Origin of the sequence: Streptococcus oriscaviae (assembly GCF_018137985.1) — a bacterium.
In the GTDB taxonomy this organism is placed as follows: domain Bacteria; phylum Bacillota; class Bacilli; order Lactobacillales; family Streptococcaceae; genus Streptococcus; species Streptococcus oriscaviae.
This window is the reverse complement of the sequence record NZ_CP073084.1, coordinates 467,408-482,493: the sequence shown is the minus strand read 5'-3', so window position 1 is coordinate 482,493 and position 15,086 is coordinate 467,408. Positions and strand designations below refer to the sequence as shown.

At 45.5% G+C, this 15,086-nt stretch carries 14 protein-coding genes and 1 pseudogene; 13 read left to right on the top strand and 2 right to left on the bottom strand.

All coding sequences use genetic code 11. From position 1 onward, the window contains the following. The first annotated feature begins 23 nt into the window (after window positions 1-23). Window positions 24-944, top strand: a complete 921-nt coding sequence (locus tag INT76_RS02340; RefSeq protein WP_212571798.1) for a hypothetical protein — start codon at window positions 24-26, stop codon at window positions 942-944. 41 nt (window positions 945-985) lie between these two features. Here the strand turns inward: INT76_RS02340 and gatD are convergent, their stop codons facing one another. Both gatD and murT read right to left on the bottom strand, forming a co-directional pair. Beyond that, window positions 986-1,768 (bottom strand): lipid II isoglutaminyl synthase subunit GatD, encoded by a 783-nt coding sequence (gatD, locus tag INT76_RS02335; RefSeq protein WP_212571796.1) that lies wholly within the window; start codon window positions 1,766-1,768, stop codon window positions 986-988. Beyond that, entirely contained in the window at window positions 1,768-3,111 is a 1,344-nt protein-coding gene (gene murT / locus INT76_RS02330; RefSeq protein ID WP_212571794.1) for a lipid II isoglutaminyl synthase subunit MurT, read from the bottom strand. Before murT ends, gatD begins: the two co-directional genes overlap by 1 nt. 154 nt (window positions 3,112-3,265) lie before the next feature. Here murT and cdaA point away from each other — a divergent pair, with 154 nt between their 5' ends. The 12 genes and pseudogenes from cdaA (at window position 3,266) to INT76_RS02270 (ending at window position 15,078) form a co-directional block, all read left to right on the top strand. Further along, window positions 3,266-4,120, top strand: a complete 855-nt coding sequence (cdaA, locus tag INT76_RS02325; RefSeq protein WP_212571792.1) for a diadenylate cyclase CdaA — start codon at window positions 3,266-3,268, stop codon at window positions 4,118-4,120. Beyond that, complete coding sequence (locus INT76_RS02320) at window positions 4,110-4,814, top strand: CdaR family protein (RefSeq protein WP_212571790.1); 705 nt, start codon at window positions 4,110-4,112, stop codon at window positions 4,812-4,814. Before cdaA ends, INT76_RS02320 begins: the two co-directional genes overlap by 11 nt. Before the next feature lie 19 nt (window positions 4,815-4,833). Beyond that, entirely contained in the window at window positions 4,834-6,186 is a 1,353-nt protein-coding gene (gene glmM, locus INT76_RS02315; RefSeq protein WP_212571788.1) for a phosphoglucosamine mutase, read from the top strand. Between the two features lie 51 nt (window positions 6,187-6,237). Further along, a pseudogene (locus INT76_RS02310) lies at window positions 6,238-7,769 on the top strand (ABC-F family ATP-binding cassette domain-containing protein). Window positions 7,770-8,004: 235 nt separating this feature from the next. Continuing rightward, complete coding sequence (locus INT76_RS02305; protein WP_212571785.1) at window positions 8,005-8,781, top strand: class I SAM-dependent methyltransferase; 777 nt, start codon at window positions 8,005-8,007, stop codon at window positions 8,779-8,781. Window positions 8,782-8,941: 160 nt separating this feature from the next. Further along, window positions 8,942-9,370, top strand: coding sequence for a cupin domain-containing protein (locus INT76_RS02300; RefSeq protein ID WP_212571783.1), 429 nt, complete (start codon window positions 8,942-8,944; stop codon window positions 9,368-9,370). Window positions 9,371-9,477: 107 nt separating this feature from the next. Next, entirely contained in the window at window positions 9,478-10,878 is a 1,401-nt protein-coding gene (pepV, locus tag INT76_RS02295; RefSeq protein WP_212571781.1) for a dipeptidase PepV, read from the top strand. A 98-nt stretch (window positions 10,879-10,976) separates the two neighbouring features. Further along, complete coding sequence (locus INT76_RS02290; protein ID WP_212571779.1) at window positions 10,977-11,732, top strand: TPM domain-containing protein; 756 nt, start codon at window positions 10,977-10,979, stop codon at window positions 11,730-11,732. Window positions 11,733-11,767: 35 nt separating this feature from the next. Then, on the top strand, window positions 11,768-12,349 hold the full coding sequence (locus INT76_RS02285) for a LemA family protein (RefSeq protein ID WP_212571777.1): 582 nt from the start codon (window positions 11,768-11,770) through the stop codon (window positions 12,347-12,349). 264 nt (window positions 12,350-12,613) lie between these two features. Further along, window positions 12,614-13,354 carry a TraX family protein gene (locus INT76_RS02280; RefSeq protein WP_212571775.1) on the top strand — a complete coding sequence of 247 codons (741 nt, stop codon included), beginning with the start codon at window positions 12,614-12,616 and terminating at the stop codon, window positions 13,352-13,354. Window positions 13,355-13,461: 107 nt separating this feature from the next. Next, entirely contained in the window at window positions 13,462-13,878 is a 417-nt protein-coding gene (locus INT76_RS02275) for a PaaI family thioesterase (protein ID WP_212571773.1), read from the top strand. A gap of 51 nt (window positions 13,879-13,929) precedes the next feature. Continuing rightward, window positions 13,930-15,078, top strand: coding sequence for a YcjF family protein (locus INT76_RS02270; protein WP_212571771.1), 1,149 nt, complete (start codon window positions 13,930-13,932; stop codon window positions 15,076-15,078). Window positions 15,079-15,086: the final 8 nt, after the last annotated feature.

Below are 15,086 nucleotides of genomic sequence, written 5' to 3'. Positions count from 1 at the left end.
AATGTGACATAGGAGGAAAAGCTATGTCAATTTTGAAAAAAATTTGGATGAATGCTGGCTATGTTTACGATAGTCGGCTGGATGTCATGTTTGGTGAGAAAAATGGCTTTAAGTTCGCTGTGCAATCTCATGGACAAAACCAATATAGTTTGATGTTTTCGGTCAAACGTGATCAAGGAGCGGTGGAAAAACTAGAGGCCAAGGTTTTAAAACAGTCTGCCACAACGGTGTCTGTTGCCAGTTTTAAACAATATAAGCTGACTTGCTCCATCAAACCAGGCCTTACAGCTAAAAAAACAGGTGAGAATATTTTGCAAGCAATTGATGAAGTGGTGGCTTTTTTGGAGCAGAATGGCTATGTACAATGTTGCGAAGCAAGTGGAGAAACAGCAGATATTAACCTCTATATTGTTGGGAATCAATTGTCTTTTCTCACTCCAGCAAGTTATAGTCAACGCAGTCAAGAATTAGACCAGTCAGAACAAGCCATCCTTCAAACGAAGGAAAATATTTTTCTGGGCATTCTCGGTGCCTTTTTAGGCTCATTGGTTGGGGTTGCAGCCATTGTGATTATTGGCCAACTAGGCTATGTTTCTTATGTGTCTGGTGTGGTGATGGGGGTCTGTGCCCTTAAAGGATATGAGTTGCTCGCCCGCAGATTAAGCGTAAAGGGCGCGGTTATTTCTGTTATTCTTATTTTAGCAATGACCTATTTTGCCAACCAACTGGACTGGGCCTTTACGGTAGCAAGGTATTATGAGATCTCTGTCTTTGACACACTCCCTTATATTAACGACCTGGTAGCAGAGGGGATTATTGATAATTCTGTCTATGTTACCAATCTGGTTCTCATCTATGCGTCGACAGTTATCTCGGCATTGGCCATGATTATAACTACGCTTAAGGCGCACAAAACAAAATTTGAAGTACGCAAACTATTTTAATCGAAACCCCGCCAGTGTTCATCAGCTGACGGGGTTGTTTCTTATTCAAATTCTGCCTTACTTTTGACATCCGCATATTCTTCAGGAACTTCTTTACTGAGAATGTCTTCGTAGCTTGCTAGTGCAATGGCTGGGCCGTATTTCTTACGCAGAGCGGTTGTGACTAGCCTGTAAGCTAGATTGGCATTGCGAGATAGGATGGGGCCGTGGAAGTAGCTCGCAAAGGTATTTTTATAGTGCATTCCTTCGCCGCCATCTTCCTTGTTGTTGCCATTTCCGTAGATAACTTTTCCAAGCGGTTTTTGATTGTCTGCTAGAAAGGTGCGGCCTTGGTGGTTTTCAAAGCCATAATAGGTTTCATCGAATTCCTCATTGTGAATTTTGATGTCACCAATGTAGCGATTCTTGGCTTGGTTAAGGGTGTAGTGACCTAAGATTCCCAGACCATCGATTTTACGACCACCGGCTTCGATGTAGTATTGTCCGAGTAGCTGAAAGCCACCGCAGATAGCCAGCATGACCCCATCGTTTTCGATAAAGTCAGCCAGGCTGTCTTTTTTGCTTGGTAAATCGCCTGCTAAGATGGACTGCTCGTAATCTTGACCGCCGCCGAAGAAGGCGATGTCATAAAAGTCTGCCTCAAAGGAATCCTTGAGGGAAACAATGTCAACTTGGACGCGGGCATTCAGTTTCTCAGCCACATATTTGAGCATGAGGATATTGCCGTTGTCACCGTAGGTATTCATCAAGTCACCGTAGAGATGGGCAATATTCAGTTCATAGGAGTAGTCTTTTTCGGGACTTTTGAGTGAGGTGTAGACCATTATTTCATCTCCTTTCCAACTGCTTGGCGCTTAGCCAGCAGGTCACGGAGTTCAAGCATAGCAGTATAGGTCGCTAGGATATAAGCGTGCTGGCTGTCAGATTGCTCAATCAGGGCCAAAACATCTTCTAGTTTTTTGCTTTCTGTAATCTGCTCCTCTGGATAACCGGTCACACGCAGGCGACGGGCGATTTCAGAAGATCTAACCCCACCTGCAAAAACTTGAGGGATGTTCATCTGAGTGATTTGTTCAAAGTCGGCATCCCAAATCCAGCTGGTATCAATACCGTCAGCGTAGTTGGCATTGAGAAGAACAGCTAGACTAAATTGATAAGGAGCCAGCTTCATCATTTCGATGGCTTGAGTTGCTCCGACAGGGTTTTTAATCAGAACCAAGGTACAGTCTTTTTGCCCAAGCTTAAAGGTTTCCTGACGGCCAAAGACAGCCTTGCTCTTGTCAAAACCAGCCTTGATGACCTCGGGCGCGACACCAAAGAAGCGGGCTACACTAACGGCAGCAAGTGCGTTGTAAATATTGTAAAGACCGCCGATGTTGATTTTGTAGGTCTGACCGTCAATGACAAAGGTGGAAGAAGTATTGGTAATCTCTTTTAACTCCGTCAGTTTGTAGTCCAGTTCAGGCCGGCTAAAGCCACAGTTGGTACAAATATAACTGCCCAAATTGGCGTAGGTATTCAGTTTGTACTGGATAATCTGATGACAATGCGGGCAGAGAACTCCTTCGGTATTGTAGTGAGCGAGTCTTGGCTCATGCTCTGCGGTTGCAAATCCGTAGTACTGAACAGGGTTGATGGTTTTAACGGAGTTGAAAAGTGGGCTGTCACCGTTGGCCAAAATCGTTGCACTGGAAGCCTTGGCCGCTCCGTCCAGTATCATCTGGTAGGTGGTATAAATCTCACCGTAGCGATCCATCTGGTCGCGGAAGATATTGGTAAAGACGATGAGGCTAGGCTTGATGAATGTGGTGACTTTGAAAAGGCTGGCTTCGTCAATTTCAAGAACAGCAATCTTCTTGCCGTTTTTATTTTTCTTGGCTGCTAGGAAGGTTGCAGTAATACCGGTAATCATATTGGCACCGCTGGTGTTGGTTGTCACTTCACCAAAGGCTTCTTTGAGAATGCCAACGGTCAGGGCGGTCGTCAATGTTTTCCCATTGGTACCAGTTACCACGACGATTTCATAATCCTTGGCCAAACTATCAAGGATGTTTTTATCAAATGTGAGGGCAATTTTTCCTGGCAAGGTCGTTCCACGCCCCAGTTTACTAAGGATGAACTGGGCAGATTTACCAGCCAGAATGCCAAATAATGTATTTAGTTTCATAGGTGTATTTTAACACAAAGCAGGGGGATTTTCTAGCAAGGAGTAGAGCAATCGTGTAGTCTGAAGAAGCTAAGGTCATTTAAGGCGAATCTGTCCAAATTGTGGTATAATGAAAGAGCTGATATTCAGAAGAAATTAGGAAGTGCGAGGAAAGATGTTAACGATTAATCAACTCTTAGACGCGGAATATTGGTCTAGTTTGGTTGCGAGTCCTTGGACGGCTCTCATCCATTTGATTGATATTTCGATTGTCATTTACCTTATTTACCGGTTTAGTAAGGCTCTGATAGGAACCAAGATTATGACGCTGATACGAGGGGTATTCCTCTTTGTCTTTGCGCAAATCGTTGCCAGCTTGTTGGGGTTACAGACCATTTCTTGGTTGATGAACCAAGTCATCACCTATGGGGTAATTGCTGCCGTGGTCATTTTTGCACCAGAACTGCGGGCGGTGCTGGAAAAGCTTGGACGGACAACACATATCTTTACAGGTAACCCAATCAGTGCTGAAGAAGCGTTGATTCTGGCCTGTGTCAAAGCTGTCGCTTATATGTCTCCGCGAAAGATTGGTGCCTTGGTAGCCATTGAGCGGGCCCAAACCTTACAAGAATATCGTTCAACTGGAATTTCTCTGGATGCGGATATTTCTAGCGAACTCCTTATCAACATTTTTATTCCAAATACTCCTTTACACGATGGAGCTGTCATTATCAAAGAGGATAAGATAGCTGTATCCTGCGCCTATTTACCTCTTTCAGAGAGTGCAGGTATTTCCAAGGAATTTGGAACGAGGCATAGAGCGGCCATCGGCCTATCAGAAGTTTCAGATGCCTTTGTTTTCATTGTTTCAGAAGAAACCGGCAGTATCTCTATCGCCTATAATGGGCAATTCAAGCATAATCTGCGGCTGGAGGAATTTGAACTAGAACTGCGTAAGGTTTTTGTAGCCGATGAAAACAAACAATTGACTTGGTGGCAGCGACTAGGAGGTAAGAAAAATGCAAGATAAGGTCAAACGAATCGGTCATCTTTTCCTATCGGTTCTGCTAGCTCTGGTTCTTTTCTTTTATGCAACGACTACCAACTACAAAAATTCCCTTGCTAACAAACAGAGTACAGAATCTGAAACCTACACCCACACCTTAACGGGTGTACCAGTCGACATCAATTATGACAATGAAAATTATTTTATTTCAGGTTTTGCTTCAACGGTAACGGTTGACTTGACAGGCTCCAACCGAGTCATCTTGCAACGGGAGTCTGATGAGGTGACGCGTACTTTCCGGGTCGTTGCAGATTTAACAGAATTGGAGAGCGGTACACATACAGTCGATCTTCAAATATCCAATCTGCCATCGGGAGTCAATGCAGCAACAACCCCCGCTTCTTTGACCATCAAGATTGGGAAAAAAGTTAGCAAGAGTTTTGCTGTTCAAGGAGTTATTGCGGATAGCCAGTTAGCGAATGGCTATATGGTTTCTAGGATTGCGGTCAATGTAGATTCGGTTAAGGTAACCACCGATGAAGAAACAATGGATAAAATCGATCGAGTAGAAGCAGTGGTTTTAGATGCGGACAATCTGTCTGAAAACTATACAGGAACGGCTACGCTTCAAGCAGTTGACAGCCAAGGGGCTCTGCTGCCAGTCGTCTTTTCTCAAGACGAAGCAACCTTGCAGGCCGTTATCACAGAATCTAAGTAGAAAAGAGGAAGAATAGAAAATGGGAAAATATTTTGGTACGGACGGTGTTCGTGGAGAAGCAAACGTTGAATTGACGCCAGAATTGGCTTTCAAATTAGGACGCTTTGGAGGCTATGTCCTCAGCCAGCACGAGACGGAAACACCCCGCGTTTTTGTTGCCCGTGATACACGGATTTCTGGTCAGATGTTGGAATCAGCGCTGGTGGCAGGTCTTTTGTCTGCGGGCATCCATGTCTACAAGTTGGGAGTCCTGGCGACTCCAGGTGTGGCCCATCTGGTTAAGACTGAGAAAGCAAGCGCTGGGGTCATGATTTCAGCCAGCCACAATCCAGCCCAGGACAATGGAATCAAGTTCTTCGCTGGTGATGGTTTCAAACTGGATGATGATTTGGAAGCAGAAATTGAAGTCCTTCTTGACGCCGAAGAGGATACCCTGCCTCGCCCATCTGCTCAAGGTTTGGGGGATGTTGTAGACTATCCAGAAGGCTTGCGCAAGTACCAGCAGTTCCTGATTTCGACAGGCATTGATTTGGACGGTTTGAAGGTTGCACTGGATACAGCCAATGGAGCAGCGGCGACATCTGCTCGTCAGGTCTTCGTGGACTTGGGGGCTGACTTGATCGTCATGGCCGAGCAGCCAGATGGACTCAATATCAACGAGGGAGTTGGCTCCACCCACCCTGAGAAATTGCAGGAATTGGTCAAGGAAACAGGCAGCCAGATTGGTCTGGCCTTTGATGGTGACAGCGACCGCCTCATTGCAGTCGATGAAAATGGCGATTTGGTAGATGGCGACCGCATCATGTATATCATCGGCAAGTACCTTTCTGATAAGGGACTTTTGGCACAAAATACCATCGTGACAACCGTTATGTCCAACCTTGGCTTCCACAAGGCCTTGGACCGCGAGGGCATTGGCAAGGCTGTGACTGCAGTTGGTGACCGCTATGTGGTGGAAGAAATGCGCAAGTCAGGCTTTAACCTTGGTGGTGAGCAGTCAGGACATGTTATCCTCATGGACTACAATACCACAGGTGACGGCCAGTTGACCGCTGTCCAATTGACCAAGATTATGAAAGAAACTGGCAAGAAATTGTCAGAATTGGCAGCCGAAGTGACCATCTACCCACAAAAATTGGTCAACATCCGCGTTGAAAATGCCATGAAGGACAGGGCTATGGATGTTCCAGCCATCGCAGCCATCATCGAGAAGATGGAAGCAGAGATGGCAGGAAATGGCCGTATCCTAGTTCGCCCAAGTGGTACCGAGCCGCTCCTGCGTGTTATGGCAGAAGCACCAACAGATGCAGAGGTAGACTACTATGTGGACACCATCGCTGATGTGGTCCGTGCGGAAATCGGTTTAGATTAAGAAGAGTAAACAGAGACTGGAATGATTTCCAGCCTCTTTTGTGAGGAAAGTATGAGTATTTTAGAAGTTAAAAATTTGAGCCATGGCTTTGGTGATCGGGCCATTTTTGAAAATGTCTCCTTCCGCCTGCTCAAGGGCGAGCACATCGGCCTTGTTGGTGCCAACGGTGAAGGAAAATCGACCTTCATGTCCATCGTGACGGGGCAGTTGCAGCCTGATGAGGGTAAGGTCGAATGGTCCCGCTATGTGACCGCAGGTTACTTGGACCAGCATGCCAAGTTGGAAAAAGGGCAGTCTGTCCGTGATGTCCTGCGGACCGCTTTTGATGAACTCTTTAAGACGGAAAGCCGTATCAATGACATTTACATGTCCATGGCAGAAGAAGGGGCCGATATGGATGCCCTTATGGAAGAGGTTGGAGAACTCCAAGACCGCTTGGAAAGCCGTGATTTTTATACCCTTGATGCCAAGATTGACGAGGTGGCGCGTGCCTTGGGTGTCATGGATTATGGCATGGACACGGATGTTACCGAGTTGTCTGGCGGACAACGGACCAAGATTCTTCTGGCCAAGCTCCTCTTGGAAAAACCAGACATCCTGCTCCTGGACGAGCCGACCAACTACCTGGATGCAGAGCATATTGACTGGCTCAAGCGCTACCTGCAAAACTATGAAAATGCCTTTGTCTTGATTTCTCACGATATTCCTTTTTTGAACGATGTCATTAACATTGTTTATCATGTGGAAAATCAGCTTTTGACCCGCTATTCTGGAAATTCCAAGAAGTGCATGCTATGAAGCGGGCCCAGTTGGAGGCAGCCTATGAGCGTCAGCAAAAGGAAATTGCCGACTTGCAGGACTTTGTCAACCGTAACAAGGCCCGTGTCGCCACTCGGAATATGGCCATGTCCCGTCAGAAGAAATTGGACAAGATGGAAATCATCGAGCTTCAGGCTGAAAAACCAAAGCCTTCCTTTGATTTCAAAATGGCACGGACTCCGAGCCGCTTTATCTTCCAGGCAACTGATTTGGAAATTGGCTATGACCGCGTTCTGACCCGCAAACCCCTTAATCTCACTTTTGAGCGCAATCAGAAGATTGCCATCGTCGGTGCCAACGGTATCGGGAAATCCACCCTTCTCAAGAGCCTGCTTGGCCTTATCCCACCGCTGGGTGGCTCGGTGGAGCGAGGTGAATATCTGGAGCTGGGCTATTTCGAGCAGGAGGTAGCAGGCGGCAACCGCCAGACACCGCTGGAAGCAGTCTGGGACACCTTTCCGGCCCTCAATCAGGCAGAAGTGCGCGCAGCCCTAGCTCGCTGTGGCCTGACTTCCAAGCATATCGAAAGCCAGATCCAAGTCTTATCTGGTGGGGAGCAGGCCAAGGTTCGGTTCTGCTTGCTGATGAACCGGGAAAACAATGTCCTAGTCCTTGACGAGCCCACTAACCACCTGGATGTGGATGCCAAGGACGAACTCAAGCGGGCCCTCCAAGCCTACAAGGGCTCCATCCTCATGGTCTGCCACGAGCCAGACTTCTATGAGGGTTGGGTAGATGATATTTGGGACTTTAACGACTTTTAGTCTTCCCATTTTTCTTTTATTACTTCCTTAGCTCGGCTTGCTATACCTTAGTATAACCTGCACCTCGCTGCCTAGTATGAAAAGTAAATGGAAAACCTAATGTATTTGAAGCCACCGTAAGGTGGCTTTTTCTTCTCGCTTGTGTCATAATAGAATCAGCATAGTAAAGGAGGTAAATAAAATGAAGAATTTAGAACGAGGTCAGACTGACTAGACCTCAGAAAGAGGAAAGAAAATGACCAATTATGTAAACTACAATCAGGAACGCTGGAATCGGGTTTCAGGTAGGCAGGGAAATAGTTATACGATTCCTATCAGTCATGAGGAGTTTGTGGCTGCCAAGAATAGCCCCCTTCAAGTATCCTTGACAGTTGGAAAGGCTGTTCCGCTGGACTGGTTTGAAAAAGCTCCGGGGAAGAAATTACTGGGGCTGGCTTGTGGCGGCGGTCAGCAAGGGCCCATTTTTGCAGCCCATGGCTATGAAACGACCATCATGGACTTTTCCAAGGAACAGCTGGCAAAGGATAGACTAGTTGCGGAGCGAGAAAATCTGGACATGCAGACAGTTGAGGCGGATATGACCCAGGCCTTCCCCTTTGAGGATGAAAGCTTTGACATCATTTTTTGCCCTGTGTCAAATGTCTATATCGAAGACTTGACCAATATGTGGCAGGAATCCTATCGGGTCTTGAAGAAGGGCAGGCTTCTCATGGTCGGCTATATGAATCCCTGGATGTATGTCTTTGACGCTGACGATGTGTGGGACCATCCAGACAAAGCCTTGACTCCAATATATCCCCTGCCCTTCAACTCACGTCAACTAGAAGAAGCAGGAGAAATCACCATCAACCCCGAATTTGGCTATGAATTTAGCCATACCCTAGAGGAACAGATTGCTGGTCAATTAAAGGCAGGCTTTGCAATGATAGATTTTTATGAATCAAAGGACAAGAGAAATCGGCTCAGTCAGTTTGGCAGGGATTATTTGGCAAATTTATCCATTAAATTGTAGAAACAAGCTACCGAAAGGTGGCTTTTTCTCATTCTGTTGCTCTTGTATTTTCTAAAAATTATAATGTTTCTAAAAAAGCTTGACTTGTGTTTTAAAAAGAGTATAATTAGAATTTTTCTAAATAAAGTTTGGAGCAATTCTAATTTAGAGGTAAAATACTATGACAACAAAAGACTACGGCAAAGAGCCATTTGTAACCAACATTGAAACAGCGACACTTGAAAACACCAACTACCGCACAGCCCTTTGGACAGGGGAGCTTTTGCAAGTAACCCTCATGTCCATCCCAGTTGGCGGTGATATTGGTGCCGAAGTTCATAATGAAAATGACCAATTTCTCCGCATTGAGCAAGGCCAGGGCCGTGTCCTCATGGGTGAGTCAGCTGACAAGATTATCTTGGATACAGAAGTTGGGCCAGAAGATGCTATCTTGATTCCAAACGGTGCCTACCATAATGTTATCAACATCGGCCAAGAAGACCTTAAAATCTACTCTATCTATGGCCCTGCCCACCACGCTCACGGAACAGTTCATGAAACCCAAGCCATTGCTATCGCTGCGGAAGAAGCAGAAGAGCATGGACATTAAGATAAACCAAGGCAAATGATCTTTCTTCTTGAAAGGTCATTTTTTAGCGGTGAAGTTAGCAAAATTATGATAAAATAGACTTACTTTCATACTGAAAAGGAGAACATATGACAATCAATTTTAGATCAGAAGTTGATAAACGCAAAGACGAATTTATGGCGGATTTGTTTGACCTTTTGGCGATCAATTCCGAGCGGGATGATAGCCTAGCGGATGCCCAGCACCCATTTGGCCCTGGCCCTGTGCGTGCCTTGGACAAATTCCTTGAAATTGCTGAGCGCGACGGCTATCCGACTAAGAATGTTGACAACTACGCAGGTCATTTTGAATTTGGCGAGGGGGATGAAGTCCTCGGTATCTTCGGTCACCTAGATGTGGTGCCAGCTGGAAGCGGATGGAACACCGACCCTTATGAGCCGCAAATCATCGACGGCAAACTCTTTGCCCGTGGCTCCTCTGATGACAAGGGGCCAACCATGGCTTGTTACTACGGCTTGAAAATCATCAAGGAGCTAGGCCTTCCAACGTCGAAAAAAGTCCGATTCATCGTCGGTACGGACGAAGAGTCAGGCTGGGCAGATATGGATTATTATTTCAAGCATGTCGGCCTTCCTCTGCCAGATTTAGGTTTCTCTCCAGATGCCGAGTTCCCGATTATCAACGGCGAAAAAGGCAATATCACAGCTTATTTGCATTTTGCGGGGGAAAACAGCGGAGCTACCAAACTGCATTCCTTCGCAGGCGGTTTGCGTGAGAACATGGTACCTGAGTCTGCGACAGCTATTATTTCCGGCGACCTAGCAGATCTAGACAGCAAGTTGGCAGCATTCACAGCCACTTACGGCCTAAAAGCTGACGCGGAAACCCTTGAAAACGGACAGGTACAAGTAACCGTCATTGGAAAATCAGCCCACGGTTCAACCCCAGAAGAAGGTGTCAACGGTGCAACTTACTTGGCTAAATTCCTCAGCCAATTTGCCTTTGACGGAGCAGCCAAAGCTTACCTAGACTTGGCTGGACAAGTGCTTCTTGAAGACCACGATGCCAAAAAACTCGGCGTAGCCATTTACGATGAGCAAATGGGGGCCCTCTCTATGAATGCAGGTGTCTTCAAGTTTGACGAAACGTCATCTGACAACACCATTGCTCTCAATTTCCGCTATCCAAAAAACACCTCTCCAGAAGCTATCAAGGCTGGTTTGGAAACCCTAGGAGTAGAAGCTGTTAGCCTGTCTGAACATGGACACACTCCGCACTATTGCCCAATCGATGACCCAATGGTCGCAACCCTCTTGTCTGTTTATGAAAAGCATACAGGACTAAAAGGTCACGAGCAAGTAATCGGTGGTGGTACCTTTGGACGTCTACTCAAACGTGGTGTCGCCTACGGAGCTATGTTCCCAGGTGATGTCAACACCATGCACCAAGCCAACGAATTTATCGAAGTAGAGCAACTCTACCGTGCCGCGGCTATTTACGCAGAAGCCATTTATGAATTGATTAAATAAAAACAAGGTCAGGATGAATTGTCCTGACCTTAGTTTCTATAAAAAAATACTTAGACACGCAGGTTTTTGTGGTATAATGATAGCAAGGAGGTGTTCTTATGAAACAGCGCGTGATATGGCTCTTGGGAATGGTTCTAGTGTTCTTGAGCCTTGTTTCATCAGCAGTGCCAGTTCAAGCCAATGTTCCTGAAAGACCTATTGATTCAACGGTGGTTGATGAAACCTATCACCTAAGTCAGGATACGATTGCAACCATTAACGCAGAGAACCAAGCCTGGCAGACAACCCCAGAGCAGTTACAGGTTGGTGTCTATGTGACCAATTCCCTCTCTCAGGATATTGAGTCTCTCGCCAACGCTACCTTTCGTAAGTGGCAGGTGGGTTTTGCTGGAACGGATAACGGCATTCTTCTTGTCATCGCCATAGAAGATAGAGAGTTTCGGATTGAAACGTCTGATAAGGCCTCGACCGTTTTGACCGATGTAGAGGCTAAACGCATTTTGGAATCCTCACGCACCTTCTTCCGAGAAGAGGATTATAATAGTGGTGTTCTTTACATTGTGGATGCCATTGGAGATGAATTTTATGGCACCGATCGGGCTCAGGCTCGCTTGGATCAGTTCGAAGAAGAAACTAGCGAAGAAGGTGAGGATTACCTTTTTCTAGCCGTCATTATCGTAATCATTTTGCTAGTTACTAATAAGGGAAAAGGCGGTCGTGGTGGGCCAGGTTCCTGGTTATGGATGGCTTCTAGTGGCAGTAGCTCAAGGTCGTCCTCTCGTTCCTTCAGTAGTGGAGGTGGCGGCTGGTCAGGCGGCGGCGGTGGAGGCGGTGGCGCCTCATCCGGTTGGTAGCCCTGACGGTAGCAGATGTATGGAAAGGAAATATCATGAATAAAAAAATACTCTTTATTGTACTCCCTATATTAGCCCTCATTTTTCTGGGGCTAGGAGCTATTGGCCAATACAACGGTCTTGTTGACAGCTATGCTGAGGTTGAAAATGCTCAAGCTAACGTGGACACCCAACTACAACGGCGATACGATTTGATTCCCAATGTAGTAGCTTCGGTTAAGGGAATTATGGCCCACGAAGAAGAAGTCTTTACAGCGATTGCGGATGCGCGTGCTAAGATTGGTTCTAGCAAGCAAGGTTCTGCTGAATACCAAGAAGGTCAAACCGCTCTAGATTCAGCTGTATCGCGTCTGTTGGTTTTGACAGAAAACTATCCTCAGTTAAATTCCAATCAGCAGGTATCTGATTTGATTACGGAACTGGAGGGAACTGAAAACCGTATTATGGTGGCGCGTAAGGACTACAACACAGTCGCAACAGCCTACAATAAAAAAATCAAGCGATTCCCAACCAATATTTATGCAAGCTTCTTTGGTTATGAAAAGGTTGAGCTATTTCAAGCAACAACAGATGCAAGCACAACCGTCCCGAGTGTTGACTTGAATAATGATGAGTAAATAAGAACCCCAGCAATAAACAGGTTGCTGGGTTTTTCTTAAGGCTTCGAACCAGTTTTTCTCGCAGAGAAAAATCATGACTACCCGTCAAACGGGTAATTTGTGCACTATATTTTTTGTAAAATGGTAAAAAGTTCAAAACAAAAAGAAAAAATGCTAAAATAAAGTAAGGTACCTGTTGTACTTAAAATATCAATGGGGATAAGAATTATCTTTCCGAAGCACCTACAACCTTCCACCTAAAGAAGAAATCAGGAGATTGAGATGAAAAATATGAAGTTAACTGCCACACAATTGAAGTTTATAGCGATTGTTGCGATGACAGTAGACCACCTTGCATGGCTGTTGTTCCCCGGTTTAGTTAAGGAGCCCTTGCCAGTTTTAATGCACCTTTTTGGACGATTGACAGCACCGATTATGTGGTATTTTATCGCAGAAGGTTGCTACTACACCAAAGACATTGACAAATATTTCCTCAGATTGTTTGGCTTTGCAGTGATTAGCCATTTTGCATTTTGCTTTGGCTTAGGGATTCCTTATAATGTTTTTGTGGGCAGCCTTTTTAATAAAACAAGTGTCCTGTTCCCCTTGGCTATGTCAGTGTTGTTGATTAAACTGTTTAACAATACCAAGATAAGCAACCCAATGAAAATATTGGCAATTGTTCTTCTGTGCCTAGTAACGTTTGTGGCGGATTGGTCCTCCATCGCACTCATGATGCCATTTTTCCTCTACCAGCATAGAGGAAATAAAAAACAACAGGTATTGGATTACCTTATCTGGATTAGTGTGTATGCCTTGATATATATCGTATTTATTGATGTGTTTTATGGTGTTCTACAATTTGGAACGCTGTTGTCCTTGCCCTTGCTATTGGCATACAATGGCGAAAGAGGAAGGAGCCTAGGCTCAAAATGGATATTTTACTATTACTATCCAGCCCATTTAATCCTGATAGGTATCGCAAGAATGATGCTATATGGAAATATACCCTTGGTATTTTAGTGTCTACTGAAAATACTTACCTTCGACCCTAATAAAACAATTTAGGGTCTTTTTGGTCTTCTAAATGGTATAATGAAGATAAGATTAGTCTGAAGAAAGGTGAGAGGATGACTGAGTTTAAGATTCCGGCGATTACATTTTTTGAAAACTATGATTTGGAGAAGATGGAGGACGGACACGTTCTTTTGACAACAGAAGTTGTGGCATCTTCTCTCAATATTTATGGAAAGACTCATGGTGGTTATCTCTTTGGGCTCTGCGACAATGTGGCAGGGCTGACAGTGTTTTCCATGGGTTCTCACTGCGTTACCCTTCAGTCCAGTATCAACTACCTGCGGGCGGCGGAACTTGGAGAGCAGCTAACCCTTGAAGGGCACTGTGTCCACGATGGACGCTCCACTAAGCTTGTGGATGTGACGATTCGCAATCAAGCAAATCAGCTAGTATGTCAAGCAAGTTTTACCATGTTTGTGACCGGAAAGATGGAGCATCTTTCAGAATTTCTGGGAAAAGAGCAGAGCTAGCAGTAAGGCCGTGTGGTATAATCAAGATGCAAATAAACAGGAGGATATAGGATGCAACTGGATACCGATAAAATTGCCCAGCAGTGTCTGGATGCGATTGCAGATAAGATAAAAAATTTAAAAACCTTGAACATCGTAGTGATTGGCAAATCGGGTGTAGGAAAGAGTACCCTCATCAATAGCCTATTTCGAGGGAATGTTGCGGAAACAGGCTTAGGTCGCCCCGTTACTCAGGAAATTCGCAAGATTGAAAAGAAAGATTATCCTTTAGCCATCTACGATACGCCAGGTTTTGAACTATCTCAAGACCAGCAGAAGAAGGTCAAAGACGAGGTTCTCAAATTGATAGACCAAGGGCTGCGCTCTCAAGACATCAATCAAGCGATTCACTGTATTTGGTACTGTATCAATGTAGGTGCCAATCGAACCTTTGACAGCTCTGAAGTCGCTTGGCTGAGGGAATTTACAGAAAGTACTAAGTCTACCAAGGTACCTGTTATTGTCGTTTTGACCCAAGGAGTACCAAAATCCAAAGCCTTGGAAATGAAGGGCTTGGTTGAGCAAGAAAATCTTCAGATTTCCAAAGTCATTCCAGTCTTAGCCCAAGACATGGCCTTTGATGAAGAGTATGTGGCGCGCGCCTACGGCTTGGATCAACTGGTTGATGTTCTTTCAGAAGTTTTACCAGGTGACTTGCAAGACACGCTCCAAAATTTACAGAAGGTGTCACTGGAAGCAAAAAAGAAGCAGGCCCAGGCCGCAGTCGCAACAGCAGTAGCTGCCGCCTTCGGTGAGGGCTTTGTTCCCCTTCCCTTTGCGGATGCAGCCATGCTGATACCAACTCAGGTCAGCATGATTGCGGCCATCACGGTTATCTTTGGCTTGGACATGAACAAGAGTTTCCTAACTGCCTTTGTTTCGTCCACCATCGGAGCAGGTGGGGCAACTGTCTTGGGAAGAGCAGTTGTTGGGAACCTTTTCAAGTTGATACCGGGTGTCGGAACAACGGTTGGCGGAGTTATTTCTGGTACAACAGCAGGTTTGATTACAACTGCCTTAGGTCAGGCCTATATCCTGCTTATGGAGTTGATTTACAAGGGAGAACTGCGGAAGGAAGACCTCTATACCAAAGAAGGAAAAACCAGGATGACCAATCTGTTTAAGGAGCAACTTTCTTTCACGAAAAAGTTACCAAGATAAGAAAAGGA